The sequence below is a fragment of the Streptomyces tendae genome, from assembly GCF_008632955.1.
GTDB lineage: Bacteria > Actinomycetota > Actinomycetes > Streptomycetales > Streptomycetaceae > Streptomyces.
On sequence record NZ_CP043959.1, the window covers coordinates 5,365,652 to 5,390,556 of the forward strand.

The window sequence follows — 24,905 nt, forward strand, 5'->3', positions numbered from 1 at the left end:
CGGCGGGGGCCACGGGGGTCACGCTCGTGCTGGCCGCCGTCGTGGCCGGGCCCTCGCGGTCTGTCCCGAGGGCCTATTCGCCCTCGAACTTCCGGTAGGACGGGTCCAGGTCGCGCACCTCGGCGGAGGCGTGCAGCATCTGCCCCTCGGCCGGCTTCACGTACTGCCGCAGCAGCTCCAGGACCGCCTCGGTGAGACGGGCCTTGGTCTCGTCGGTGCGGCCGGCCAGCAGGGCGATGTGCACGTGCACCAGGGCGTGTCCGTCGGTGTCGGGGCCGACGACGACCTCTTCGGTCCGCCGGAACCGCGTCTTGCAGGCCGGGGGCCTGGCGGCGGCGATCTCCACGACGACGTCGTGCAGGTCCCGCGCGAAGGCGGGCCGGTCGAAACCGTCCGCGAGGGGCTTGGAGTAGTCGACGGTGATCTGCGGCATGGGCCCTCCTGTTCCCGGTCAGGAGGGCCCACCCTAGCCGCAGCCGCCCGGACGATCAGCCGGTGGTGAACACCGCGACCGTGCGGGCCGGCACGGTGAACGTGCCGGTTGCCCTGTCGTACGACGAGGTCTTCACGACCGCGTCCCCGCCCGACGCCTGCACGGGGTGCAGACGGTGGCCGGTGCCGGCGAGCGCGGCGACGCGCTGCTGCTGCCGTTCGGGCGTGGCGTTGAAGACCACGACCAGGTCACCCAGCTTCATGGTGATGACGCCGGGCGTCTCGTCCTTCCCGGACAGCGGGAAGGAGAGCCGGGACTGCACCTGGTCCGCGGTGCCGAGGGAGAACGCCTGCTCCGTCGTACGGATCCGCAGCAGGTCCCGGTAGGCGGCCGAGGCACCCTCGATCTGCGGGCAGCCCACCGTCACCGAGCCGAGCAGCGGCTTGGCGTACGGCCACTTGTCCTCGTTGTCGGCGGCCGGCGGCAGACCGCGGCCCATGCCGTTGCCGTCCGCGCAGTTCCAGTGGATGGCGTTGAACCAGTCGCCGCTGTCGTAGGAGTTGCGGTCCAGGGACTTGGAGCGCAGCAGGTCGGTGCCCGCCTGGGAGAGCGCCGGCCCCTGGGAGAGGGCGGCCGTCGCCATGGCGAGAACCTGCATGCGCGCCCGGTCCGCGGCCGGGGTGTCCTTCGGCAGCTTGAAGGCGAGGGCGTCGAACAGCGACTCGTTGTCGTGCGCGTCCGCGTAGGCGAGGGCGTCGCCGGGGGCGGCCGCGTAGCCGGCGGGCGCGCCGTTGTAGTCGACCTGGGAGCCCCTGACCTCCTTGCCGTCGGTGTCGGTGAACGTGTAGTCGGCGAGGTTGCCGCTCAGCCCCACCTTGATCAGATCCTGGTAGTGCAGCAGGCGGGCCTTCTGCTCGGCCGGGGTGCCGTTGGCGGCGGAGGAGTTGGGGTCGGTGTAGAGGCCGGAGGCGAAGCCCTGCACGCCGGGGTCCTCGTCGAAGGGGCCGCCGCCGCGCACGGCGTCACGGGCCCGGTCGGAGAAGGTGGCGATGCCGGTGCCGGCCATGTTCTTCTGGGTGGCCTGCTCGAAGCGGGCGTCGTCGGCGATCTCGCCGAAGTTCCAGCCCTCGCCGTACAGGATGATCTTCTTGCCGTCGACACCGTCCTTCTCCGGCGTGAGCGCGTCGAGCGCATCGCGGACGGCGAGGATGTTGGCCTTCGGGTGGTGGCCCATGAGGTCGAAGCGGAAACCGTCGACCTTGTACTCCTTGGCCCAGGTGACGACCGAGTCGACGACCAGCTTGCCCATCATGGCGTTCTCGGGCGCCGTGTTGGAGCAGCAGGTGCTGTTGGCGACGGACCCGTCGGCGAGCAGCCGCTGGTAGTAGCCGGGCACGATCCGGTCGAGCACGGAGGTCTTCGCCTGGCCGTGGGCGGCGGTGTGGTTGTAGACCACGTCCATCACCACGCGCAGGCCGTCGTCGTTGAGCGCCTTGACCATCTCGCGGAACTCGACGGTGCGGGCGGTGCCGTCCGGGACGGCGGCGTAGGAGCCCTCGGGGACCGTGTAGTGGTACGGGTCGTAGCCCCAGTTGTAGGCGTCCTTGGCCGCGGCCCTGGCGACGCACTCCTGCTGCTTGTCGGAGTCGGCCGGGTAGGAGGCCAGGTCGCAGTCGACGGTCGCCTGGTCGGACTTCTTCTCGGGGATGGTGGCGATGTCGAACGCGGGCAGCAGGTGCACGTACGAGGTGCCGGCCTGCGCCAGCTTCCGCAGATGCCTGCTGCCGTCGCTGTCCTTGTCGGTGAACGCCAGGTAGGTGCCCCGGTGCTCCGCCGTGCGGTCCTCGACGGAGAAGTCGCGGATGTGCAGCTCCTGGATCTGCGCGTCCTTGAGCGGCACGGCCTTCGGCTTGGTGTACGTCGCCCAGTTCCGCGGCCGCAGGGACCGGTCGGCGAGGTCGACGACGAGGCTGCGCACGGAGTCGGTGGTCAGGGCCGTCGCGTAGGGGTCGGTGACCTTGTTGGTGACGAGCTCGCCCGCGGCGGGCGCCCACACCGTCACCGCGTACCGGTACGCCTTGCCCTTCCAGGAGGCCGGGCCCGTGACGGACCAGACTCCGGTGGCGTCGTCGCGGCGCATGGCGACGGTACGGCCGCCGATCTCCAGGGCGACCTTCCGCGCGGTCGGCGCCCACACGGACAGGGTGGGCCGGTTGTGCCGGAACACCGGGCCGAGCCGCGCCTTGGTGGCGCCGGGGGCGTACAGGTCGTCCAGGACGCCGGCGATCTGCACACCGGTGGCCGCGAGCACTGCCCCGTTGGCCGCGCGCTGGGTGGCGACGACCTGGCCGCGCAGGGCCTCGCGCACCCGCTCACGGTCACGTGGGTCGACGGTCCAGGCGGTGCCGTCCTTCAGGTGCGGGAACGTCGCCTTCTGGGCGTCGGTCAGGGCCGACTTCGCCAGGCGGATCCAGCGGGCGTCGCCGGTGTCCAGCTTGCCGTCCCTGACCGCGACCGAGCCGGTGCGGGAGGCGAGGAGCTGGGTGGAGGCGGCAGCGGCGGAGCCGTCCCAGACGAGGGTGGAGCGGTCGATCCAGACCGCCTTGGAGGTGGTCAGGTCGAGCGCGGCCGCGGACCCGGCGGGCTGCGGCAGCAGGTACTTCTCCTGCCCGCTCACCAGCCACACCTCGTGGCCGTTCGCCCTGAGGTCGAGCGACTGGTCGGTCGGGAGGTCCTTCTCGTCGCCCTTGTGGAGGATGTAGCTGAGGCTGGTGGCACCCTCGGCGAGCGGCACCTCGAAGACAGCGCCATAGGCATCAGTCTTCACCGGTTCCAGGGGCTTCGACCAGTCGGTGGGGTTCGCGGCACCTGTCCAGGTGTGCAGGCCCCAGCCCTCGTACCCGCCGTCGGCACGGTGGTAGTGCAGGACGGCCTTGCCGGTGTCCTGTGCAGGGTACTCGGGCCGCTCGGTGGTGACGGTGTCGTCGCCCTGCTTGATCCAGACCTCACCGGTGCGGGTCACGTCGATCGTGCGGTCGGTGGCGACGTCCTTGTTGCCGTCCTTGTCGACCACCAGGAAGCCGACGTCGGAGGCGCCCGGCTTCAGCTTGACCCAGGCGAAGGCGCCGTAGGCGTCGCGGCCGGTGAAGGCGTGTCCCGCGGGCCATTCGGTGGCCTCGCCGTCGGCGAGGTCGCCCCAGGCGTACAGGCTCCAGTCGTCGTAGTCGCCGTCGGGGCGCTGGTAGTGGACGATCGCGTACTCGCGGGAGGCGGCGGTGGGCTCCTCCTCGGCGGGCGGGGTGCCGGTCGTGGACGCGGCGAGGGCGCTCGCGGTACGGCCGGCCGAGTCGATCACGACGGCCTTGTAGCGCAGCGCGGTACCGGTGGGGACGTCCGCGCCGATCGTGTGGGTGACCTTGTACGGCGCGTGGTCGGCGGAGCCGAGCGTCTGCCACGGCCCGTTGCCGGTCTGGACGGCGAAGACGACCCGGTTGAGCTGACCGCCTTCGACGTCGGCGCCGATCTCGACGGTGCCGGTGGCGCCCGGCTCGGGGGCCTTCAGGGTGAGCGTGGGCCTCGCCTCGGGCTTGCCGAGCGGGGCGGCGGCCTTGAGGACGATCGAGGAGCGGGCCGGGACGGAGACGGTGATCTTCTTGTCCGCGTCGCTGCGCACGGTCGCGTCGGTGCCGTGGACGCCCTGGAAGGTCATCCGGGCGGAGCCGGTCGCGAAGGTGGCCTGCTTGGTCTCGGCGGCGTTGTTGAAGGCGACGACGTACTCGGTGGTGTCCTTGCCGGTGGCGGTGCGGGAGAAGGCGTAGACGCCGGGGCCGTCGTCGGCGTACCGCTCCTGCTGGACGCCGTCGGTCAGCGCCGGGTGCGCCGTGCGGAGCGTGGCGAGGGCGCTGATCTGCCGGTAGAGCGGGGAGCGGGTGTCGTAGGTGTCCTCGGCGTGGGTGCGGCCGGTGCCGATCAGGTCGTCGTCGAGGTAGTCGGCGGTGCGGGACGCGAAGAGGGTCTGGCGGGCGTCCTTGTCGCCGCCGGCGCCGGTGAAGCCCTGCTCGTCGCCGTAGTAGATCACCGGGTTGCCGCGGCTGAGGAACATCAGCTCGTTGGCGAGCATGTCCCGCTTCAGCAGCTCCGGGTCGGACGCCTCGGGGTTGTCCTGCTTCAGGAACGTCCCGATGCGGCCCATGTCGTGGTTGCCGAGGAAGGTGACCTGCTCGTACGCGTTGGCCTTGTCGGTCGTGTACTTGTAGTCGTCACCGAAGACCGAGGCGAGCTTCTTGGCGCTGCCGCTCTGGGAGGCGTACGTGCGGGCTGCCTCCTGGAAGGGGAAGTCGAGGGTGGCGTCGAGCCGGCCCTGCGTGACGTAGGGGGCGGTGACGTCCGTGTCGGAGGAGTACACCTCGCCGAACATGAAGAAGTCGTCCCGGCCGCGCTTGGCCGCGTAGGCGTCGAGGGCGGTGGCCCACTGGGTCCAGAACTCCATGTTGACGTGCTTCACGGTGTCGATCCGGAAGCCGTCGATGCCGAAGTCCTTGACCCACCGCTGGTAGATCTTCTCCATGCCGTCGACGACCTCGGGACGCTCGGTCCACAGGTCGTCGAGCCCGGAGAAGTCACCGTGCTCGGCCGACTCGCCGGCGAAGGTGGAGTCGCCGCGGTTGTGGTATATCGCCGGGTCGTTGAGCCAGGACGGCACCTTGAGGCGCTTCTTCGCCGCGGGCACCACGGGGGTGCGCGGGAAGGTGCCGGCGTCCACGCGCGGGAACTTCTTCGCGCCGTCGGCGTAGTCGGAGTCGTCGAAGGGCACACCGTCCTGCGTCAGGTACGGGAAGGCGCCCTTGGAGAGGTAGTCGTAGGACTTCTCCTCGTAGTCGACGACGTCGGCGGTGTGGTTGGTGATGACGTCGAAGAAGACCTTCATGCCCTTGGCGTGGGCCTTGTCGATGAGGGTCTCGAGGTCCTGGTTGGTGCCGAAGTGCGGGTCGACCTGGGTGAAGTCGGTGATCCAGTACCCGTGGTAGCCGGCCGAGGCGTCCTTGCCGGAGCCCTGCACGGGCTGGTTCTTGAAGAGGGGCGCCAGCCAGATGGCGGTGGTGCCGAGCCCCTTGACGTAGTCGAGCTTCTGGGTGAGGCCCTTGAGGTCGCCGCCCTGGTAGAAGCCCTTGTCGGTGGGGTCGTACCCGTGGGTGAGGCGCGAACCGGTCAGTCCGCCGCGGTCGTTCCTGGTGTCCCCGTTGGCGAAGCGGTCCGGCAGGACGAAGTAGAACTGCTCCCGCGTCAGGTCGTGCCGCGCCGGGGCGGCGGCCAGCTTCGCGTCCGACGGGGGCGCGGGCGGGGTGGCGGCTCGGGCGGCGACCGGCTGCACCAGCGCTGCGGCGAGCGCGGCCACCGTGACGGCGGCGACGCGTCGGCCCCGCGCGGTGCGGCGCCCCGGGGGCGCGGGCCATCTGGGTATCAAGGCGTGAACTCCTTGCGCTTACGGCTCGTTGGGTCCGACCCCACACCCCGGCGGGGGCTGTTTCGGCCACATCACCGGAGCGTCGGCGTGACCGTATCGTCGTTGAAAGCCTTACAGCAATACCTCTGAAACCGATGGCAAGAACTTCCAGCGGGAGGTATCCGGCAGGGGCGGACGAGTCCGGCACACATACGTGCGCGCCGCCGGCCGTCAGGTGGGCGGCCGGCGGCGCGAAGGCGCTCGGCGGGGACCCGTCAGGCCGCCGCGGTGGCGCAGATGACGTCGGGGGGACGGCCGTTCGCGCTGGTCGGCTTCAACCGGTCCGTGGTGCCCGAGGGGCAGTCGGCCTCGGTCGTCACCAGGCCGAGGACCTTGTAGTCGGCGGAGCCGGCCCGCGCGCAGGCGATCTCCTGGGCGTCCGCGTCGACGCAGTCGCCCTCCATCAGCCGGCCGCCTCCGGCACCCGCGTCGTCCGACGACGGATCCGACGAGGACGACGACGGATCGGACGAGGGCGAGGACGAGGTCCTGTCGTCGTCGAAGTGGTTCCACGCGGCGATGATGCCGATCAGGATCAACGGCACCATCACCGCCTGAAGGCACCCGGCCGCACGCCCTCCGGGACGCCGGGTGGTGTGGTTCGCAGCCATGTGGACGAGCTCCCCCGCGGCGCGTCCGGCGATCGCAGGGAGGGATCGCGCCGCGCCTCCTCACCCGGCGGGGGCGCCTGATCACCCCGCGTTCACGCTAGCGTCCGGCGACCGCGGATCCGGCCGCCGGACGTCACAGTCGTGCTTCAGCAGGAGGACTTGCCGGCATACACGGCGAGGGCCGTGTGGGCGCCCAGGGTCGCGGTCAGCTGTCCCGAACCGTTCACCGTCACCGGGGAGTTGCGCTGCACGTCGCAGTACGTGCCCGCCGGGAGGGAGGTCTGGTAGGTGCGGGTCAGGGAGCCGGACTCGTGATTGATGGCCACGAAGCCCTTGCTGCCCCGGCCGAAGGCGATGGCGTCGCCGCCGTTGTCCCACCAGTTGGTGACCGCCTGGCCGCGGGTGGCGTTGCGGAAGCCGACCATCGACCTGATCTCGGGCCAGTTGTGCTGGCACTTCCAGCCGCTCTGCCAGCAGGCGTCCACCCGGCCGCCGTTGGGCGGTCCGGCGTCGTGGTTCGTGAACTCGTAGCCGGAGTTGATGTCCGGGGCTCCGTAGGGCCAGGCCAGCATGAAGACGTTGGCCAGGGTGTAGGTGGCGTTGTCCTTGTAGCTGAGCGTGGAGCCGTTGCGCTCGGTGTCGTGGTTGTCGACGAAGACGCCGGAGACGGAGCTGTTCATGTAGCCCCAGCCCTCACCGTAGTTCTTCAGGTAGGCGAGGTTCTCGTTGGTGAAGACGCGCTTGAGGTCGTAGGCGTAGCGGAACTCCTGGACGTCGCCGTTGCCCGTGTACTCGGTGGGCTGGACGGCCTCTCCGGCGCCGAAGATGACCTCCTGCTTCCAGTACACCGACGGGTTGCTCAGGCGGGACTTGATATTGGCGAGGTCGGCGGCCGGCATGTGCTTGGCCGCGTCCACGCGGAAGCCGTCCACGCCGAGGGAGAGCAGGTCGTTCATGTACCCGGCGATGGTCCTGCGGACGTACTCCTCGCCGGTGTCGAGGTCGGCGAGGCCGACCAGTTCGCAGTTCTGGACGTTCCAGCGGTCGCCGTAATTCGTGATCTCCGACGTGCAGTTGTCGAAGTCGTACGAGGAGTAGAGCCCGGGGTAGTTGTACTTCGTGTACGACGTGCCGCCGGTGCCCGTGCCGCTGCCGGCCGACATGTGGTTGATGACGGTGTCGACGACGACCTTCACACCGGCCGAGTGACACGTGTCGACCATGTTCTTGAAGGCGGCGCGGTCGCCGAGGCGTCCGGCGATCCGGTAACTGACGGGCTGGTACGACGTCCACCACTGGGAGCCCTGTATGTGCTCGGCGGGCGGGGAGACCTGCACGGCGCCGTAGCCGGCGGGGCCGAGGGTGGTGGTGCACTCGCGGGCGACCGAGGCGAAGTTCCACTCGAAGAGGACGGCGGTGACGTCCTTGGTGCCGGGCGGGGACGCCTCCGCTGCCGTCGGGGTCATGACAACCGAGGCGGCCGCGAGGGCGGTGATACCGGCGAGGATTCTGCGTGCCATGTGGGGTCCTTCTTCATCGAAGGGGGTGTGGGGATACCGGCACAGGCGGTTGAAGCTTCTTGCAGAAAGCTTCAGCAACCTTGCGGCAACGCAGATGTTAGAGGCCCGCAACCCGAAAGGGCAGCGGGCCGTACCAACTTGAATGAAAAAAGTTGCGGAGCGGACGACCTGACGACCGTCAGGCGGTCGTCCACCACACGGTCGTGTCGGCCGCGACGGTGGCCTCGCCTCCCGCCTCCTCCACGTCACCGCTGGTGATCAGCACCCGTCCGTGGGCGGGCACCGTCACCGGCGCGTCCGTGGTGTTGGCGACGCACACGAAGTCCCCACGCCGGAAGGCCAGCACGCCCTCGGGTGCCGGCAGCCACTCCACCGCGTCGCCGGCGCCCAGGTCCGTCTGCTCGCGGCGCACGGCGAGCGCGGAGCGGTACATCTCCAGGGTCGAGCCCGGCCTGCCGGTCTGCGCCTCGACGCTCAGCTCGCCCCAGCCCTCCGGCTGCGGCAGCCAGCTGCCGCCGTCACCGAAGCCGTACGACGAGCCCTCGCGGGTCCAGGGGATCGGCACCCGGCAGCCGTCGCGGTAGCCGTCCTGGCCCGCTCCACGGAAGTACGCGGGGTCCTGGCGCACCTCGTCCGGCAGGTCCACGACGTCCGGCAGGCCGAGCTCCTCGCCCTGGTAGACGTAGGCCGAGCCGGGCAGCGCCAGCATCAGCAGGGTCGCCGCGCGCGCCCGGCGCAGGCCCAGCTCCCGGTCGCCGGCCAGACGGATCTGGGTGCCGAGACCGGCCGGGTTGGCGAACCGGGTGGCGTGCCGGGTGACGTCGTGGTTCGACAGCACCCAGGTGGCGGGGGCGCCGACCGGGCGCATCGAGTCGAGGGTGCGGTCGATGACCCCGCGCAGCTCGGCCGCGTCCCAGTGGGTCGCCAGGTACTGGAAGTTGAACGCCTGGTGCAGCTCGTCCGGGCGGACGTAGTTGGCGGTGCGCTCCACGGTCGGCGTCCACGCCTCCGCCACGAAGATCCGCTCGCCGGAATACTCGTCAAGGATGAGCCGCCACTGCCGGTAGATGTCGTGCACGCCGTCCTGGTCGAAGAACGGGGTGACATCGTTGCCCAGCAACCGCAGCTCGTCGTGGGAGCCCAGGTCGGGCAGGCCCTCGGCCTTCACCATGCCGTGGGCGACGTCGATACGGAAGCCGTCCACGCCCATGTCCAGCCAGAACCGCAGGATGGAGCGGAACTCGTCGCCGACCGCCGGGTGCTCCCAGTTGAAGTCGGGCTGCTCGGGCGCGAAGAGGTGCAGGTACCACTCGCCGGGCGTGCCGTCGGGCTCGGTGACCCGGGTCCAGGCCGGGCCGCCGAAGATCGACTCCCAGTCGTTGGGCGGGAGTTCGCCGTTCTCGCCCTTGCCGGGACGGAAGTGGTAGCGCTCCCGCAGCGGCGAGCCGGGGCCCTCGGCGAGGGCGCGCTTGAACCACTCGTGCTGGTCGGAGGAGTGGTTGGGTACGAGGTCCACGATGATCCGCAGGCCCAGGGCGTGGGCGTCACGGATCAGCGCGTCCGCGTCCAGCAGGGTGCCGAACATCGGGTCGACGGCGCGGTAGTCGGCGACGTCGTAGCCGGCGTCGGCCTGCGGGGAGGCGTAGAAGGGGCTCAGCCACACGGCGTCCACCCCGAGGTCACGCAGGTACGGCAGACGGGAGCGGATGCCTTCCAGGTCACCCATGCCGTCACCGTTGCTGTCGGCGAAGCTGCGCGGGTACACCTGGTAGATCACCGCGTCCCGCCACCAGTCACGGCGCCGCGCGACGGTGGCGACGGCCGAGTCGGTCGTGGGGGTCGGGGCCGGGGCGGCGGAGTGCTGCTGGCTCATGTCGTCCTTGATACGAGTTCGGGCATGGAAGCGAGTGGGGGCGGGCGGCGAAGCGAGGCGGTTACGGTGACAGCGGGGTCGGATGGCCACCGCAACCGCCTCGGGACCGGGGAGGGGCAGCGCGCCGGAGGGGCGCGGGGCTCTGCCGATGTGCGGCTCCGCCGCGTGGGCGCGGCCGGCCACGACGAACGCGGCAGCCGGCCGACGGCAGAAGTCCCGGGACTTACCCCTTGGTGCCACCGGCCGTCAGGCCGGCGACGAGGTTCTTCTGCACGAGATAGAAGAACGCGGACACGGGTATGGCGATCAGCACGGCCGTCGCGGCCATCAGGTTCCGCTGGGCGTCGTGCTCACTGACGAAACTCTGCAGGCCCACGGCCAGCGTGTACTTCTTGTCGTCGAGCATGAACGTCGTGGCGAAGGCGACCTCGCCGAACGCGGTGATGAAGCTGTAGAACGCGGCGACCGCCAGCCCGGGCTTGGCGAGCGGCAGGATCAGCCGCGCGAACGTGCCGAACGGGGACAGTCCGTCGACGCGTCCCGCCTCGTCGATCTCGAACGGGATGGTGTCGAAGTAGCCCTTCATCAGCCAGGCGCAGTACGGCACCGCCGTCGAGCAGTAGACGAGGACAAGTCCGAGGTAACTGTCGATGAGCTGAAGGTCCGAGAGGATCTGGTACATCGGCACCATCAGCACGGCCACCGGGAACATCTGGGTGACCAGCAGCACCCACATGAACTTCTTGTAGCCGGGGAAGCGCATGCGGGAGACGGCGTAACCGGTGGTGGCGGCGACGAGGACGCCGATGACCGTGGTGCCGAGCGAGACGATCAGCGAGCTCTTCAGCCAGTCGAAGAAGTTCGTGTTCTGCAGGACGAACGCGTAGTTGTCCAGCGTCATCTTGCCCCAGATGCCGCCGGGACGCAGATAGTCGTCCTTGTCGGGTCCGAGGGACAGGAAGACCAGCCAGGCCACCGGGAACAGCGCGATCAGACTGGCCACGATCAGGATGCCGTGGGAGGTGAGGCGGCCCAGCGGGCTGACCTCACCGCGCCGGCGGCCCTTGCGGGGCGCGGCCGCGGGAGCGTCGGCGGGCCGGTCCGCCTCGGCGGCGGTGGGGAGGGTCGAGGTGCTCATGGGGACTCCCGCCTCAGATCGTGAGCTGCTGGTCGTTGCGGTTCAGCCAGCGGCGGTAGAAGGACGTGAAGACGATCAGGACGGCCAGCAGCAGCATGCCGTAGGCCGCGGACTCGGCGAACTCGCGCGGCTGCTGTCCGAAGCCGAGCTGGTAGGCCCAGGTCACGAGGATCTGGGCGTCCGGGGCGGTGTTGCCGAACAGCAGGAAGATGATCGCGAACTGGTTGAACGTCCAGATGATGCCGAGCAGCACCACGGTGGAGCTGACCGAGCGCAGGCCGGGCAGGGTGACGTGGCGGAACCGCTGCCAGGCGCTCGCGCCGTCCATCTCGGCCGCCTCGTAGAGGGTGCTGTCGATGGACTGCAGTCCGCCGAGCAGGGACACCATCATGAACGGCACACCGCACCAGGTGTTGACCATGATGGCCGCGAACCGCTGCCAGAAGGAGTCCTCCAGCCAGGCCGGGGTGGGCAGGCCGAGGAAGTCGAGGCCGGAGTTGATGATGCCGGCGTCGGCCAGCATGAAGCGCCAGCCGAAGACGGTGACGAAGGTCGGCACGGCCCACGGCAGGATCAGGACCAGCCGGTAGAAGGTGCGCCCGCGCAGCTTCTGGTTGAGCAGCAGCGCGAGGCCCAGGCCGATGCCGTAGTGCAGGGCGACACAGGCGGCCGTCCACACGATCGTCCAGATGAAGTGCGACCAGAACCGGTCGTAGGCGGTCTCGCCCCACAGGATCTCGGCGTAGTTGTCGAGGCCGATGAACTTGTAGGTGGCCTCGATCTCGTTGACGCCGATGGTGCGCGCCGAGTTGAGGCTGTCCGCGTCGGTCAGCGTGAGGTAGAAGCCGTAGACCAGGGGGTACAGCACGATGACGCCGAGCACGACGGCCACCGGCGCGATCATGGCGTAGGCGTACCAGTGCTTCTGGTAGGAGTGCTTCAGGCGCTGGCCCGGCCCGGGGCGGGGCGCGCGGTCACCGCGGCGCTTGCCGGTCGCGCGGTCGATGGCGACTGTCATGGTTCGGCACCTTCTGGATGATCAAGGAGTACGGCAACAGGCCGGCGGCCGCCGGACCCTCCCCTCCTGGAAGCGGGTCCGGCGGCCACCCGGGCATTACTTGCTGAAGTCCGGCACCAGCTTGGTGAACGCGGCCTCCGCGTCGCCCAGGCCCTTGTCCAGGGACTCCTTGCCGCTGGCGATCTGCGGCAGCTCGTCGTCCATCGGGCCCCACAGGGAGCTGTACTCCGGCAGCGCCGGGCGCGGCTGGGCGGCCGAGAGGACCGTCTGGTAGCCGGCGATGCCCGGGTCGGCCTTGACCTGGTCGGTGTAGGCGTCGTCGCGCGTCGGCAGCGTGGAGTTCTTCAGCGCGATGGTCTCCTGCGCCTTGGCCGAGGTCATGAACTTCACGAACTTCAGCGCGGCCTCCTGCTTCTCCTTGCTGGAGCCGGCGTAGACGGAGAGGTTGTGGCCGCCGGTCGGGGCGCCCGCCGTGCCGGCGGTACCGGCCGGGACGGTGGCGATGCCGAGGTTGTTCTTGTCCTTGAAGGCGGAGCCCTTGTAGAAGTTGGTGATCTCCCACGGGCCCTGGATGATCGAGGCGACCTTGCCGTTGACGAACGCGTCCTGGATGTGGGCGTAGGCGTCGGCGGTCACGTCGGCCTTGTGCAGGCCCTTGCCCTTGAAAAGGTCCAGCCAGGTGCCGTACGCCTTCTTGGCCTCGGCGGACTTGATGGTGATCTTCTTGGCGTCGGCGTCGACCATGTCGGTGCCCTCGCCGTACAGGAACGGCTGGGCGTAGTAGCCGGCAGTGGAGCCCCAGTAGCCGTCGACGCCCGTCCTGTCCTTGATGGTGGCGGCGGCCTTCTTCAGGTCGTCCCAGGTCTTGGGGGCCTCGACGCCGGCCTTGGCGAACAGCGCCTTGTTGTACACGAAGGCGAGGGTGTCCGTGGTGAAGGGGACGCCGTAGGTCTTGCCCTCGTACTTGGCCTGCTCGAGCAGGTTGGACTTGAACTTGTCCTGCTCGGCGAGGGCCTCGGTGCCGTCCAGCGGCAGGAAGAAGCCCTTCTTGGCGAAGGCGGGGGTCCAGCCGACCTCGGAGCGCAGCACGTCGGGGGCACCCTTGGAACCGGCGGCGGTGTCGAACTTGTTCTGCGCCTGGTCGAACGGGACGTTGACGAAGTTGACCTTGATGTCCTTGTTGGCGGCCTCGAACTCCTTGACCAGGGCCTGGTACGTCGGCGCCTCGTTGGTCGCGTTGGAGGTGTCCCACCAGGTGATGGTGACCGGACCGCCGGCCTTGTCGCCGCTGTCGCTGTCGCCGCCGCAGGCCGTCGCCGCGAGGGCGAGGGACGCCACCAGCGCGGTGGCCGCTATGCCACGCCGCATGAGGTTCTCCTTGAGGGTTAAGCCCGTGAGGCGGGAACGGCCCCGTCTGCCGTCCCGCGAGGTGCCGACTGCGCCGTTGCGGCGGCCGGGCGACGTGAACGTAACAGCGTTGGAACTTTTCCGAAAGACCTTGCAGAAAAGTTTTGCAAGGACCCTCGACAGTTATGCCGTCGTGACCCGTTCTCGACCGCCACGCAACCCTGATATCCGCCCGTACGCCGGGGGTTCGGACAGTTGTGCAAGACTCTGCAAGCACTTGCCATCCGTTGCCGCCGGGGGAATCATCCGTTGCGGAGCGGACGCCGACCACGACTTGAGGGATCGCGATGAGCCAGCAGCCCACCACGGGCCGTCCCACGGCGCGCACCAGGCGTCCGGTCGGTGTGCAAGGCGACAATCGGCAGATACAGTCCGGTCCTGTGACCACACGGCTTGCTGATATCGCTGCTCAGGCGGGGGTGAGCGAGGCGACCGTCAGCCGGGTCCTGAACGGGAAGCCGGGCGTCGCCGCCACCACCCGTCAGTCCGTACTCGCCGCCCTCGACGTGCTGGGCTACGAGCGGCCGGTGCGGCTGCGGCAGCGCAGCGAGGGCCTCGTCGGACTGATCACCCCGGAACTGGAGAACCCCATCTTCCCGGCCCTGGCCCAGGTGATCGGGCAGGCGCTGACCCGCCAGGGCTACACCCCGGTGCTCGCCACCCAGACCCCCGGCGGGTCGACGGAGGACGAGCTGACCGAGATGCTCGTGGACCGCGGGGTGGCGGGCATCATCTACGTCTCCGGACTGCACGCGGACACCACCGCCGACATGCAGCGCTACGAGCGGCTGCGGGCGCAGGGCGTGCCGTTCGTGCTCGTGGACGGTTTCTCGCCGAAGGTGCAGGCGCCGTTCATCTCCCCCGACGACCGGGCCGCGATGGCGCTGGCGGTCACCCACCTCGCGTCCCTCGGCCACACCCGGATCGGGCTGGCCCTCGGGCCCAAGCGGTTCGTGCCGGTGCAGCGCAAGATAGAGGGCTTCGTGCGGGCGGTGCAGGAGCAGGTGGGGCTCGGCGCGGAGACGATCCAGACGGAGCTGATCCAGCACTCCCTGTACACGCTGGAGGGCGGTCAGGCCGCCGCCAGCGCGCTGATGGACCGGGGCTGCACGGCCGTGGTGTGCGCGAGCGACATGATGGCGCTCGGCGCGATCCGGGCGGCCCGGCAGCGTGGTCTCGAGGTGCCGGACGACATCTCGGTGGTCGGCTTCGACGACTCGCCGCTGATCGCCTTCACCGACCCGCCGCTGACCACGGTCCGCAAGCCCGTCCCGGCGATGGGGCAGGCCGCGGTGCGCACGCTGCTGGAGGAGATCGGCGGAACTCCCGCGCCGCACAGCGAGTTCGTGTTCATGCCCGAACTGGTGGTGCGCGGTTCGACCGCTTCGGCACCCGGGGACCGCAATCGTCCCTAGGACGGAGAAAGGATCCTTTCCGCCCCTTCCCGGGGAGGAGACGGACCGCCTCTTCCCGGGGCAGAACATGCGGGCCGGCCCCGACCGGGGGATGATCTGACCGAGAGGTCTTTTCTGGCAGACTCTGTGCACATGGGTGACTCGACTGTGACGACGCTGGAGGGCCGTGAACCGGCCGCAGCGATCCCCGTCGAGGAGACGACGGGGACGGGTCGCCTGCGCCGTCTCCGAGCTCCCCGCCGCCCCCGGCTCTGGTTCGAGATCCTGCTCATCGCGGTGAGTTACGCGACGTACTCACTCGTACGCAACGCGGTGCCCGAACAGCGGGCGGAGGCCCTGCGCAACGCCGACCTGATCTGGCGGCTGGAGGGCCAACTCGGCACCGCCTTCGAGGAGTCCGTCAACCACGCGGTGAACTCGGTGACCTGGCTGGTCGTCGGCATGAACTACTACTACGCCACCCTGCACTTCGTGGTGACGCTGGGTGTGCTGGTGTGGCTCTACCGCAGACATCCCGGCCGCTACGCGGCGACCCGGCTGGTCCTGTTCGTCACCACCGGCTTCGCCCTGGTCGGCTTCTACCTGTTCCCGCTGGCCCCGCCCCGGCTGATGAACGGCCAGAACTTCATCGACACCGTGCTGGTCCACCAGACCTGGGGCTCGATGGCCTCGGGGGACATGAAGAACGTCTCCAACCAGTACGCGGCGATGCCCTCGATGCACATCGGCTGGTCGCTGTGGTGCGGGCTCACGCTCTTCGCGCTGGCCTCGGTGCCGTGGGTGCGGGTGCTGGGCCTGGTGTACCCGGTGCTCACGCTGGTGGTGATCGTCGCCACCGCCAACCACTTCTGGCTGGACGCGGTGGGCGGCGTGCTGTGCCTGGCCGTCGGCTACGGCGTCGCGCTCGCCTGGTACGGCCGGCGCCCCTCCGCACTCCCCCGGCGCGTCCCGGAACCGGCCGCGCCTCCGGCGCCCGAACACGTCCCGCTGCAGAAACAGCCCTGACGCCCGGGCGCCCCGCCTACGCGCCGCCGTAGAACAGCTCCTCCGCCACGCCCCGGGCGCGGCGGCCCGTACGGCGGTAGGCGTCGAGCATGTCGCCGGCGTGGCCGGGTCCGTAGCCCAGGTAGCGGCCGACGGCGGCCAGTTCCCGGGGCACGGTGGGGAAGGTGTCCCCCGCGCGGCCCCGGACCAGCATCACCGCGTTGCGTACGCGGGTGGCCAGCACCCAGGCCTCGTCGAGGGTGCAGGCGTCCTCCTCGGACATCAGCCCGGCCTCCCGGGCGGCGGCCAGCGCCTCGCGGGTGCGGGTCGTCCGCAGCCCCGGCACCTCGGTGCCGTGCCGCAGCTGGATCAGCTGCACCGTCCACTCCACGTCGGACAGCCCGCCCGGGCCCAGCTTGGCGTGCAGCTTGGGGTCGGCGCCGCGCGGCAGCCGTTCGGACTCCATGCGCGCCTTCAGCCGCCGGATCTCCCGTACGGCGTCCTCGTCCAGCCCGCCGGCCGGGTAGCGCAGCGGGTCGATCAGCTCGACGAACCGGCGGCCCAGGTCCACGTCCCCGGCGACCGGCTCCGCCCGCAGCAGCGCGTGCCGTTCCCACACCAGCGCCCAGCGCCGGTAGTACGCCTCGTACGAGCCGAGGGTGCGCACCAGCGGGCCGGACTTGCCCTCCGGGCGCAGGTCGGCGTCGACCAGCAGCGGCGGGTCGGCGCTCGGCACCTGGAGCAGCCTGCGCATCTCGGCGACCACCTTGTTCGCCGCCTCGGACGCCTCCCGCTCGTCCACGCCGTCGCGCGGCTCGTGCACGAACAGGACGTCGGCGTCGGAGCCGTAGCCCAGTTCGTGCCCGCCGAAGCGGCCCATGCCGATGACCGCGAACCGGGTGGGCAGGGTGTCGCCCCAGCCTTCGCGGACCACCGCGCGGAGCGTGCCGGCGAGGGTGGCGGCGGTCAGGTCGGACACGGCGCCGCCCACCAGGTCCACCAGGGCGCCCTGGTCGGCCTCGGCGGGCTGCGACTCGGTGCCGTAGGAGCCGACGATGTCGGCGGCGGCCGTGCGGAACAGCTCGCGGCGGCGCACCCCGCGGGCGGCGGTGACACCCTGCACGGCGTTGTCGGCGCGGCGGACCGCGGCGAGGACCTCCTGTTCCAGGGAGGCACGGGAGCGGGGGGTGAGGCCGCCGCCGTCCCCGTCGCCGAGCAGCGCCACCGCCTCGGGGGCGCGCATCAGCAGGTCGGGGGCGAGCCGCCCGGCGGACAGCACCCGGGCGAGGTTCTCCGCGGCGGCGCCCTCGTCGCGCAGCAGCCGCAGGTACCAGGGGGTCTTGCCGAGGGCGTCGGAGACCTTGCGGAAGTTCAGCAGGCCGGCGTCGGGGTCGGCGGAGTCCGCGAACCAGCCGAGCAGCACGGGCAGCAGGGTGCGCTGGATGGCGGCCTTGCGGGTGACACCGGACGCGAGGGCCTCCAGGTGGCGCAGCGCCGCGGCGGGGTCGGCGTAACCGAGGGCGACCATGCGCTCGCGAGCGGCCTCGGCGCTGAGCCGGGCCTCGCCGGGGGCGAGCGCGGCGACGGCGTCCAGCAGCGGCCGGTAGAACAGCTTCTCGTGCAGCCGCCGCACCACGGAGGCGTGCCGCCGCCACTCGCGGGTCAGGGCGGCCACCGGCTCGGTGCGCAGCCCCAGGGACCGGCCGAGGCGCCGCAGGTCGGCCTCGTCCTCGGGGACGAGGTGGGTGCGGCGCAGCCGGTAGAGCTGGATGCGGTGCTCCAGGGAGCGCAGGAAGCGGTAGGCGTCGTCGAGCTGGGCGGCGTCGGCGCGGCCGACGTAGCCGCCGGCGGCGAGGGCCTTCAGCGCGTCGAGGGTGGTGCCGCTGCGCAGGGACGCGTCGGCACGGCCGTGCACCAGCTGGAGCAGCTGTACGGCGAACTCGACGTCCCTCAGTCCGCCGGGGCCCAGCTTGAGCTGGCGGTCGACCTCGGCGGCGGGGATGTTCGCGACGACCCGGCGGCGCATCTCCTGCACGTCGGCGACGAAGTTGTCCCGCTCGGCCGCCTGCCACACCAGCGGCCTGAGCGCGGCCGTGTACTCCGCGCCGAGCGCGAGGTCGCCGGCGACCGGGCGGGCCTTGAGCAGCGCCTGGAACTCCCAGGTCTTGGCCCAGCGCTGGTAGTAGGCGAGGTGGGAGGCGAGGGTGCGCACCAGCGGGCCGTTGCGGCCCTCGGGGCGCAGATTGGCGTCGACGGGCCAGATGGAGCCCTCGACGGTGGTCTCCGAGCAGATCCGCATCATGTGCGAGGCCAGCCGGGTCGCGGCGCGCAGCGCCTTGTCCTCGTCGGCGTCGCCGGCCGCCTCACCGACGAAGATGACGTCGACGTCGGAGACGTAGTTCAGCTCGTGGCCCCCGCACTTGCCCATCGCGATCACCGCGAGCCGGCACAGCGCGGCGTCCTCCGGCGCGTCGGCCGCGGCCAGGGCGAGGGCCGCGCGGAGGGTGGCTGTGGCCAGGTCGGCGAGCTCGGCGGCGGTCTGGGAGACATCGACGGTGCCGCAGACGTCGCGGGCGGCTATGGACAGCAGGCAACGCCGGTAGGCGACGCGCAGCGACACCGGGTCGGTGACGTCGGCGAGGCCGCGTTCGAACTCCTCCACGCCGGGGTGCAGGTCGCGCGGCTCGTAGGTGACCAGCGCCTGCCAGTCGCGCGGGTGCCGGGCCAGGTGCTCGGCGAGCGCCTCGGAGGCGCCGAGCACGCCGAGCAGCCGGTCGCGCAGCGGCTTGGCCGCTATCACGGTGTCCAGCAGCTCCTGGCGGGCGGTGGCCGTCTCCTGCGCCTCCAGCAGCCGCACCAGTCCGTGCAGCGCGAGGTCGGGGTCGGCGGTGCCGCCGAGGGCGTCCAGCAGCACGGGGTCGTTGCGCACGGGTGCCAGTTCGGGGCTGTCGAGGAACCGCTCGGCGTCCGACGGATCGGTGAAGCCGTGCCGCAGCAGCCGTGTGAAGGTACTGCTCCTGCGCCCCGGCGCCGACGTCATGCCCGGCCTCCCTCGTGCCTCGGATCAGGGTCGTACGGCCCTGAGCCTAACCGGAGGACGCGATCACGGCCCCGGAGTGGCCCGCGGTAATGTCCGGGGCCGGGCGGGGTCTGATGAGGAGACCGCGGGACCGCGGTGCGTCCGTCCGACCGTCGAGGAGTTCCCATGACCGACGTTCCCGACACCCCCGGCACGCCGGAGACCCGGCCGGACCCGCGGTACAGCGACCCGCGGGCCGGCGCGCCGCCGTGGTCCGAGGTGGAACGGCTGGTCGCCGAGGCGGAGCTGTTCCGGATCTCCACGGTCCGCCCCGACGGCCGGCCGCACGTCACGCCGCTGCCCGCCGTCCGGTCGGCCGGCGCGCTGCACTTCTGCACCGGGCCGGACGAGCGCAGGCCCGCAACCTCTTGGGCGACCCGCACGTCGTGCTGACCACCGGCACCAACACCTGGGCGCGGGGGTACGAAAGTGATCGTGGAGGGCCGGGCGACGCGCCTCACCGACGACGGGCGTCTGCGCGAACCGGCCGCCGGGTGGGAGGAGAAATACGGCGACTTCTCGCAGTTCGAGGTCCGGCACGGCCATTTCCACCACGGACCGGGGCACGCCGTGGTGTTCTCGGTGGCGCCGCACACCGTTTTCGGTTTCGGTAAGGGTGAGCCGTTCAGCCGGACGCGGTGGCGGTTCGCCTGACGCGGTACCCGACGAAGGAGCCGGAGGCTCTCATGGACATGACCCTCGAAGTGATCCCGCTGCCGGTGAGCGACATCGACCGGGCCCGTGACTTCTACCGGGACAAGGTCGGCTTCCACGTCGACATCGACCAGGAGGTCATGCCGGGCATGCGCATCGTCCAGCTGACCCCGCCCGGCTCCGGCTGTTCGATCGCCTTGGGCGAGAGCATCTGGGAGATGACCCCGGGCCCCACCCCGGCCCCCGGCGCGTACCAGGGCCTCCAGCTCTGCGTCGCCGACATCGAGAAGGCCCACGCGGAGTTCGTCGCACGCGGCCTGGAGATCTCCGAGCCGGTCCGCTACACCGACTCCGACGGCGCCACGTTCATGCACTTCACCGACCCCGACGGCAACGGCTGGGCGGTCCAGGAGTACCGCCGCCGCGCGACGGAGCCACTGCACAAGGTCCTGACGGACCAGGCGCAGCAGTAGGCGCCGCCGTCGCTTCCCGGTGGGCGACGTCGCCACTTCCCGGTGTGGCGCCGCCCGGTGACCGGGCGGCGCGACACCAATCCCCTCGAAGTGTGTCAAACCGGCTTATAGGGCCACCCGTGCAGTGAACGGACGGCCACGTGTGCGGCCCGGAGCGCGACCTCCGGCCCACACCGGGCCCACGGGGGCACGGGCCGCACGCACACACTCGATGAGGGGAACACGCCGATGAGTGAGTCCGTACGAACCGGCTCCGGCAGCACCGGGGAGAAGGTGAAGGCAGAGACCACCGCGACGGCCGGACAGGCCAAGCAGGCCGCCGGACAGGTCGCCGGGACCGCGGCGGAGCAGGCACGTGCCGTCGTGGGCGAGGCACGGGACCAGGCCGGCACGGTGGTGCAGGACCTGCGCGCCCGCGCCGTCGAGGAGGCGGACGGGCAGACCCGGCGGGCCGCCGGCACGCTGCGGCAGTGGGCGACCGACCTCACCGAGCTGGCCGCGCACGCCGAGAGCGACTCCCCCGCCCGCAGTCTGGCGGCCAGGGCCGGGGACGGGGGACAGCGTGCGGCCGACTATCTGGAGCGGCAGGGCGTCGAAGGTCTCGTCACCGACCTGCAGAGCTTCGCCCGACGGCGTCCCGGCGCCTTTTTGGGCGGTGCTCTGCTCGCGGGCCTGGCCGTGGGACGCCTGGCGAAGGTGACGCAGGCGGCGTCGCAGGCCAACGGGAACGGCCGGGCTCAGGTCGACGCGGCGCCGGGCCAGGGCGAGGTGGCACCGCCGGTCGGGACGACACCGGCCATGACGCCGCCTCCCGCACCGTCCGCTCCGCCGAGCCTGGGCACGCCGCCCGCCGGCACCCCGGGCCGTACCTTCCCGGAGGCGTGAGATGGCCACGATGTCCCCCCTGTCCCGGGCCCGCACGGCCGAACCGGCGGCGGTCCCGGAGGAGTCCACGGGCCAGTTGCTCTCACAGATCACCTCCGACCTTCAGGTGCTCTTCCGTCAGGAGCTGGAGCTGGCCAAGGCCGAGCTCAAGGAGGAGGGCACCAAGGCCGGCAAGGCGGCCGGGATGTTCGGCGGTGCCGGTTTCGCCGGCTACATGGTCCTGCTGTTCCTGTCGCTGGCGGCCGTGTTCGGCCTGGCCCAGGTGATGGACGAGGGCTGGGCCGCGCTGATCGTCGCCGCGCTGTGGGCGATCGCCGCGGCCGTGCTGTACCGGAAGGGCCGCGCGGGGATGCGAACCGTCTCACCGAAGCCCGAATACACCGTCCAGACGCTGAAGGAGGACGCGGAATGGGCACGTCACCCGACCAAATGAGGGCCGAGATAGCGGCCACGCGGAACCAGTTGACCGCGGACGTGGACCGGCTCGCCGACCGGGCCAGCCCGCGTCGCATGGCCCACCGCCGCAAGGCGAGGGTGCGTCGTACGGTGACGGGCATGCGTGACCGCGTCATGGGCACGGCCTCGGACACGGCATACGGCATGGCCGGCACCGCCCGGTCGGCGGCCGGCTCGGTGCAGTCGGCGGCCGGCTCGACGGCCGGCACCGTGCAGTCGGCGGCGGGCTCCGCGGCCGGCACCGTGCAGGAGGGCACCGAACGCGCGGCCGGCACGGCGCGCGAGGTCGCCGAACAGGCCGGACAGGCCGTCCAGCAGACGCCCGAAATGGCCCGGCGTCAGACGCAGGGCAACCCGATGGCAGCCGGGCTGGTCGCCTTCGGCCTCGGCCTGCTGGCCGCCTCGATGGTGCCCGCCTCCGAGAAGGAGCAGCAGAAGGCGTCCGAGCTGATGGAGCGCGGCGCCGAGGCGCTGGAACCGGTGAAGGAGGCAGCCACGGAGTCGGCCCAGCACCTGAAGGAGGGCGCCGTGGAGGCCACCCGGAGCGCGGCCACGGAGGTCAAGGACACCGCCCAGCAGGCGGCCCGCACCACCCAGGACGAGGCACGCGACCAGGCCGGCGGGGTGACCGAGCAGGCGCGCGACTCCGGACGCACCCTCAAGGACGAAGCGCAGAGCCGCTCCGGCCCGACCGGCTGAGGCCGGCACGGCACGGCACGGCACAGGTGCGACGTTCCGCCCCCCGGCCGCACGGCCGGGGGGGCGGAGGTTCGGTCCGGCACGTCCGGAGCGCGGATCAGAGGGCGAAGACCAGGATCAGGACCAGCGTGGCCGCCAGACTGAGGGCCAACGACCCGAGACAGCCGGCCCTGTTGCTGAAGAAGAGGAACATGCCTCCCGGGTACCCCGTCGCACCGCTCCACGCCGTGCGACGGGGATCCGTCGGGTGCCGGTGTGCCCCGGGAACCGCGGACGAGGCCCGGGGGCGGTTCAGTTCGCGTACGTCTCGAACTCCGCGATGCGCGGGGTGCCCGAGGCGCTGGTGATCTCGAAGGTGATCTTCTTCAGGGAGACCGGGGAGAAGCCGATCACGCCCGCGCCGCTGCCGGAGGCGAGGACGGCGCCCGTGTCGTTGTTGAGGACGCGGTAGGCGCCGATGGTGCCCGAGCCCGACGCGGTGCGGATGCCGACCCTGGAGACGGTCGTGGCGGAGCCCCACTTCACCGACACGGATCCGGTGGTGCCGGAGGGCGACCAGTAGGTGCTCGTGCTGCCGTCGATCACGTTGCCGTAGCTGGTGCCGGAGGCCTTGGAGGAGCCGTCGGCGCCTGCTCCGATGCTGAGGTTGGTGCCGGCGGGCGGGTCGGTGGGACCGGGCTCGGTCGGCTCGCCCGGGTCCGTCGGGCCGGGGTCGGTCGGGTCCGGGTTCTGCGGGGTGCAGCTGCCGTCCGAGACCTTCAGCCCCTTGTTGGCGCCCGCCGTCTGCGCCACCACGTTCGGCACGCAGTTCGCCCCGTCGAGGGTGTAGCCGTACGGGATGCTCACCGAGGTGTTCGACGTCGGGTTCGGCCCGGCCGGGTTGTTGTCGCCGCCGCGCGAGGACCAGGTGACGTTGTCGAAGACGTTCCCGCCGACCTGCCAGTAGCCGGCCTGGTCGGTGTAGAAGGTGCCCAGGACGTCCTTGGAGTCCTCGAAGTAGTTGTTGTCCACCTTGGCGCGGGCGCCGGCCCGGGAGTTGATGCCGGACTCGTTCAGCCGCTTGTAGTGGTTGTTGTAGAGGTGCGCGACGCCGCCGCGCAGCAGGGGCGCGCGGGAGTCGATGTTCTCGTACAGATTGTGGTGGAACGTCACGTACCCGTTGGAGCGGTCGCTCTCGCTGGAGCCGATGAGGCCGCCGCGCCCGGAGTTGCGCAGCACGCTGTACGACAGCGTCACGTACTGGGTGTTGTCCTTCATGTCGAACAGTCCGTCGTAGCCCTCGGACTCACCGCCGGACGCCTCCAGGGTGACGTGGTCGACCCAGACGTTCCTGACATCGCTTTCCATGCCGATGGCGTCACCGCCGTTCGACGTGGGCGAGCCCGACTTCTTGACGTTCCTGACCGTCACGTTCTGGATGACGATGTTGCTCGCCTCGCGGATGTGGATGCCCAGCTGGTCGAAGACCGCGCCGTTGCCGACGCCCACGATGGTGACGTTGCTGACCTGCTTCAGCTCGATCTTGTCGGCGGCGGTGTTGCAGCTGGGGCCGGACACCTTGGTGGTGTTGGCGTGGTTGATGGTGCCCTCGACCTGGATGGTGAGGGGGGTCGAGCTGCCGGCCCGGGCGCAGAGGGCCTGGTGGATCGCGGTGCCGGTGGTGGCGCGGACCGTCTGTCCGCCCGCTCCGCCGGTGGTCCCGCCGTTCAGGGTCGCGTAGCCGGTGACGCCCCCGGCGGCGGCGGACGCGGTGGTGGTGGACAGCGCCACGCCGGTCGCTGCCGTGAGGGCTCCCGCGGCAAGTAACGCGGAGAGCCGTACGGCGACTGCTCGTCTCATGGTCGTCTCGCCTTTCGTCAATCACTGTCATGGGCATGTCAGTGCAGCCGATGAGGGAGGGCGGAGTGGGCCTGACCCATCGGAGGAGAAAGCGCTTTCTGTCTGTGTGTCGCGACAGTAGAGCCGTGCCCGCGGACTGGCAAGGTCCTGCGCGTGAACGGAACAAGGGCTTCCGAATCAGGCGTCCGGATCCGGAGGCGAAGGCGGCTTTCACTAGGACGTGATCTGACCTACATGGCTCCTAACGTGTCTCTCGTCGCGCCGAACCGCACGGAACGGACGCACGAGAAGCACAGCCACGACTGACGAAGGCGGAAACCATGACCGTGAACCAGCTGACCACCGACGAGTCCGCCGAGGCCCCCGCCGTCACGGGCGAGCACGCCGATCTGCTGGAAACGCTCGCCAAGCACCGGGACTTCCTGCGGTTCACCACCCGCGGCCTGACCGACGAGCAGGCGGGCCTGCGGACGACGAAGAGCGAGCTGTGCCTGGGCGGTCTGATCAAGCACGTCACCGCGGGCGAGCGGAGCTGGGTGGACTTCATCCTCGAGGGCCCGTCCGCGATGCCGGACTTCACGGCGATGACGGAGGAGGACTTCGCGCGCCGGGCCGACAGCTTCCGGATGCTGCCCGGCGAGACGCTCGCCGGCGTCCTGGACGCGTACGCGGAGGTGGCCCGCCGCACCGAGGAGGTCGTCGCCGGCCTGCCCGACCTGAACGCCTCCTGGCCGCTGCCGAAGGCGCCGTGGTTCGAGGGCCAGCCCGAGTGGAGCGCGCGGCGGGTGCTGCTGCACATCCTCGCCGAGACCGCCCAGCACGCGGGCCACGCGGACATCGTCCGGGAGGCGCTGGACGGCTCGAAGACGATGGGGTGACGAGCGGGGCCCGTCGGTGAGAGGCGCCCCTTGACCGCCC

17 protein-coding genes and 1 pseudogene are annotated in these 24,905 nt (G+C 71.0%); 8 read left to right on the forward strand and 10 right to left on the reverse strand.

What is annotated here, in order from left to right; translation table 11 throughout:
* Positions 1 to 73 precede the first annotated feature (73 nt).
* The 8 genes from F3L20_RS24720 to F3L20_RS24755 all read right to left on the reverse strand — a co-directional run bounded on the left by F3L20_RS24720 (position 74) and on the right by F3L20_RS24755 (position 13,464).
* Positions 74 to 433 (reverse strand): 5-carboxymethyl-2-hydroxymuconate Delta-isomerase, encoded by a 360-nt coding sequence (locus F3L20_RS24720; protein ID WP_150156210.1) that lies wholly within the window; start codon positions 431 to 433, stop codon positions 74 to 76.
* A gap of 55 nt (positions 434 to 488) precedes the next feature.
* Positions 489 to 5,897, reverse strand: coding sequence for a pullulanase-type alpha-1,6-glucosidase (gene pulA, locus F3L20_RS24725; protein WP_150156211.1), 5,409 nt, complete (start codon positions 5,895 to 5,897; stop codon positions 489 to 491).
* A 254-nt stretch (positions 5,898 to 6,151) separates the two neighbouring features.
* Positions 6,152 to 6,547, reverse strand: a complete 396-nt coding sequence (locus tag F3L20_RS24730) for a hypothetical protein (RefSeq protein WP_150156212.1) — start codon at positions 6,545 to 6,547, stop codon at positions 6,152 to 6,154.
* 146 nt (positions 6,548 to 6,693) lie between these two features.
* Complete coding sequence (locus tag F3L20_RS24735) at positions 6,694 to 8,067, reverse strand: alpha-amylase (RefSeq protein ID WP_150156213.1); 1,374 nt, start codon at positions 8,065 to 8,067, stop codon at positions 6,694 to 6,696.
* A gap of 178 nt (positions 8,068 to 8,245) precedes the next feature.
* Entirely contained in the window at positions 8,246 to 9,940 is a 1,695-nt protein-coding gene (locus F3L20_RS24740; RefSeq protein ID WP_150156214.1) for a glycoside hydrolase family 13 protein, read from the reverse strand.
* Positions 9,941 to 10,163: 223 nt separating this feature from the next.
* The gene (locus F3L20_RS24745; protein ID WP_150156215.1) at positions 10,164 to 11,078 is read right to left on the reverse strand and encodes a sugar ABC transporter permease; all 915 of its coding nucleotides are present in this window, start codon (positions 11,076 to 11,078) and stop codon (positions 10,164 to 10,166) included.
* A gap of 13 nt (positions 11,079 to 11,091) precedes the next feature.
* Positions 11,092 to 12,096, reverse strand: coding sequence for a carbohydrate ABC transporter permease (locus F3L20_RS24750; RefSeq protein WP_024882692.1), 1,005 nt, complete (start codon positions 12,094 to 12,096; stop codon positions 11,092 to 11,094).
* A gap of 96 nt (positions 12,097 to 12,192) precedes the next feature.
* Complete coding sequence (locus tag F3L20_RS24755) at positions 12,193 to 13,464, reverse strand: extracellular solute-binding protein (protein WP_150156216.1); 1,272 nt, start codon at positions 13,462 to 13,464, stop codon at positions 12,193 to 12,195.
* Between the two features lie 419 nt (positions 13,465 to 13,883).
* Between F3L20_RS24755 and F3L20_RS24760 the strand changes: the two genes are divergently transcribed.
* Positions 13,884 to 14,918, forward strand: coding sequence for a LacI family DNA-binding transcriptional regulator (locus F3L20_RS24760; RefSeq protein ID WP_150156217.1), 1,035 nt, complete (start codon positions 13,884 to 13,886; stop codon positions 14,916 to 14,918).
* 132 nt (positions 14,919 to 15,050) lie between these two features.
* The gene (locus tag F3L20_RS24765; RefSeq protein WP_150156218.1) at positions 15,051 to 15,923 is read left to right on the forward strand and encodes a phosphatase PAP2 family protein; all 873 of its coding nucleotides are present in this window, start codon (positions 15,051 to 15,053) and stop codon (positions 15,921 to 15,923) included.
* Positions 15,924 to 15,939: 16 nt separating this feature from the next.
* Here the strand turns inward: F3L20_RS24765 and F3L20_RS24770 are convergent, their stop codons facing one another.
* Positions 15,940 to 18,942, reverse strand: a complete 3,003-nt coding sequence (locus F3L20_RS24770; protein ID WP_150156219.1) for a bifunctional [glutamine synthetase] adenylyltransferase/[glutamine synthetase]-adenylyl-L-tyrosine phosphorylase — start codon at positions 18,940 to 18,942, stop codon at positions 15,940 to 15,942.
* 165 nt (positions 18,943 to 19,107) lie between these two features.
* On the opposite strand from F3L20_RS24770, the pseudogene F3L20_RS24775 reads away from it, so the two are divergent.
* The 5 genes and pseudogenes from F3L20_RS24775 to F3L20_RS24795 all read left to right on the forward strand — a co-directional run bounded on the left by F3L20_RS24775 (position 19,108) and on the right by F3L20_RS24795 (position 22,148).
* A pseudogene (locus F3L20_RS24775) lies at positions 19,108 to 19,635 on the forward strand (pyridoxamine 5'-phosphate oxidase family protein).
* 32 nt (positions 19,636 to 19,667) lie between these two features.
* On the forward strand, positions 19,668 to 20,108 hold the full coding sequence (locus F3L20_RS24780) for a VOC family protein (protein ID WP_150156220.1): 441 nt from the start codon (positions 19,668 to 19,670) through the stop codon (positions 20,106 to 20,108).
* A 228-nt stretch (positions 20,109 to 20,336) separates the two neighbouring features.
* The gene (locus F3L20_RS24785; RefSeq protein ID WP_150156221.1) at positions 20,337 to 20,993 is read left to right on the forward strand and encodes a hypothetical protein; all 657 of its coding nucleotides are present in this window, start codon (positions 20,337 to 20,339) and stop codon (positions 20,991 to 20,993) included.
* A 1-nt stretch (position 20,994) separates the two neighbouring features.
* Positions 20,995 to 21,426, forward strand: coding sequence for a phage holin family protein (locus F3L20_RS24790; RefSeq protein WP_145825419.1), 432 nt, complete (start codon positions 20,995 to 20,997; stop codon positions 21,424 to 21,426).
* Positions 21,402 to 22,148, forward strand: coding sequence for a DUF3618 domain-containing protein (locus tag F3L20_RS24795; RefSeq protein WP_150156222.1), 747 nt, complete (start codon positions 21,402 to 21,404; stop codon positions 22,146 to 22,148). The genes F3L20_RS24790 and F3L20_RS24795 overlap by 25 nt, the downstream gene beginning before the upstream one ends.
* 291 nt (positions 22,149 to 22,439) lie before the next feature.
* Here the strand turns inward: F3L20_RS24795 and F3L20_RS24800 are convergent, their stop codons facing one another.
* Positions 22,440 to 23,987, reverse strand: coding sequence for a pectate lyase family protein (locus F3L20_RS24800; RefSeq protein WP_150156223.1), 1,548 nt, complete (start codon positions 23,985 to 23,987; stop codon positions 22,440 to 22,442).
* Between the two features lie 320 nt (positions 23,988 to 24,307).
* On the opposite strand from F3L20_RS24800, the gene F3L20_RS24805 reads away from it, so the two are divergent.
* Positions 24,308 to 24,865 (forward strand): DinB family protein, encoded by a 558-nt coding sequence (locus tag F3L20_RS24805; protein WP_150156224.1) that lies wholly within the window; start codon positions 24,308 to 24,310, stop codon positions 24,863 to 24,865.
* Positions 24,866 to 24,905: the final 40 nt, after the last annotated feature.

Coding starts and splice junctions, on each gene's coding strand:
- F3L20_RS24780 (WP_150156220.1), top strand. CDS start 19,668: ATGGACATGACCCTCGAAGTGATCCCGCTGCCGGTGAGCGACATCGAC.
- F3L20_RS24785 (WP_150156221.1), top strand. CDS start 20,337: ATGAGTGAGTCCGTACGAACCGGCTCCGGCAGCACCGGGGAGAAGGTG.
- F3L20_RS24720 (WP_150156210.1), bottom strand. CDS start 433: ATGCCGCAGATCACCGTCGACTACTCCAAGCCCCTCGCGGACGGTTTC.
- F3L20_RS24755 (WP_150156216.1), bottom strand. CDS start 13,464: ATGCGGCGTGGCATAGCGGCCACCGCGCTGGTGGCGTCCCTCGCCCTC.
- F3L20_RS24790 (WP_145825419.1), top strand. CDS start 20,995: ATGGCCACGATGTCCCCCCTGTCCCGGGCCCGCACGGCCGAACCGGCG.
- F3L20_RS24800 (WP_150156223.1), bottom strand. CDS start 23,987: ATGAGACGAGCAGTCGCCGTACGGCTCTCCGCGTTACTTGCCGCGGGA.
- F3L20_RS24795 (WP_150156222.1), top strand. CDS start 21,402: ATGGGCACGTCACCCGACCAAATGAGGGCCGAGATAGCGGCCACGCGG.
- F3L20_RS24805 (WP_150156224.1), top strand. CDS start 24,308: ATGACCGTGAACCAGCTGACCACCGACGAGTCCGCCGAGGCCCCCGCC.
- F3L20_RS24735 (WP_150156213.1), bottom strand. CDS start 8,067: ATGGCACGCAGAATCCTCGCCGGTATCACCGCCCTCGCGGCCGCCTCG.
- F3L20_RS24765 (WP_150156218.1), top strand. CDS start 15,051: ATGGGTGACTCGACTGTGACGACGCTGGAGGGCCGTGAACCGGCCGCA.
- F3L20_RS24750 (WP_024882692.1), bottom strand. CDS start 12,096: ATGACAGTCGCCATCGACCGCGCGACCGGCAAGCGCCGCGGTGACCGC.
- F3L20_RS24730 (WP_150156212.1), bottom strand. CDS start 6,547: ATGGCTGCGAACCACACCACCCGGCGTCCCGGAGGGCGTGCGGCCGGG.
- F3L20_RS24770 (WP_150156219.1), bottom strand. CDS start 18,942: ATGACGTCGGCGCCGGGGCGCAGGAGCAGTACCTTCACACGGCTGCTG.
- F3L20_RS24740 (WP_150156214.1), bottom strand. CDS start 9,940: ATGAGCCAGCAGCACTCCGCCGCCCCGGCCCCGACCCCCACGACCGAC.
- F3L20_RS24745 (WP_150156215.1), bottom strand. CDS start 11,078: ATGAGCACCTCGACCCTCCCCACCGCCGCCGAGGCGGACCGGCCCGCC.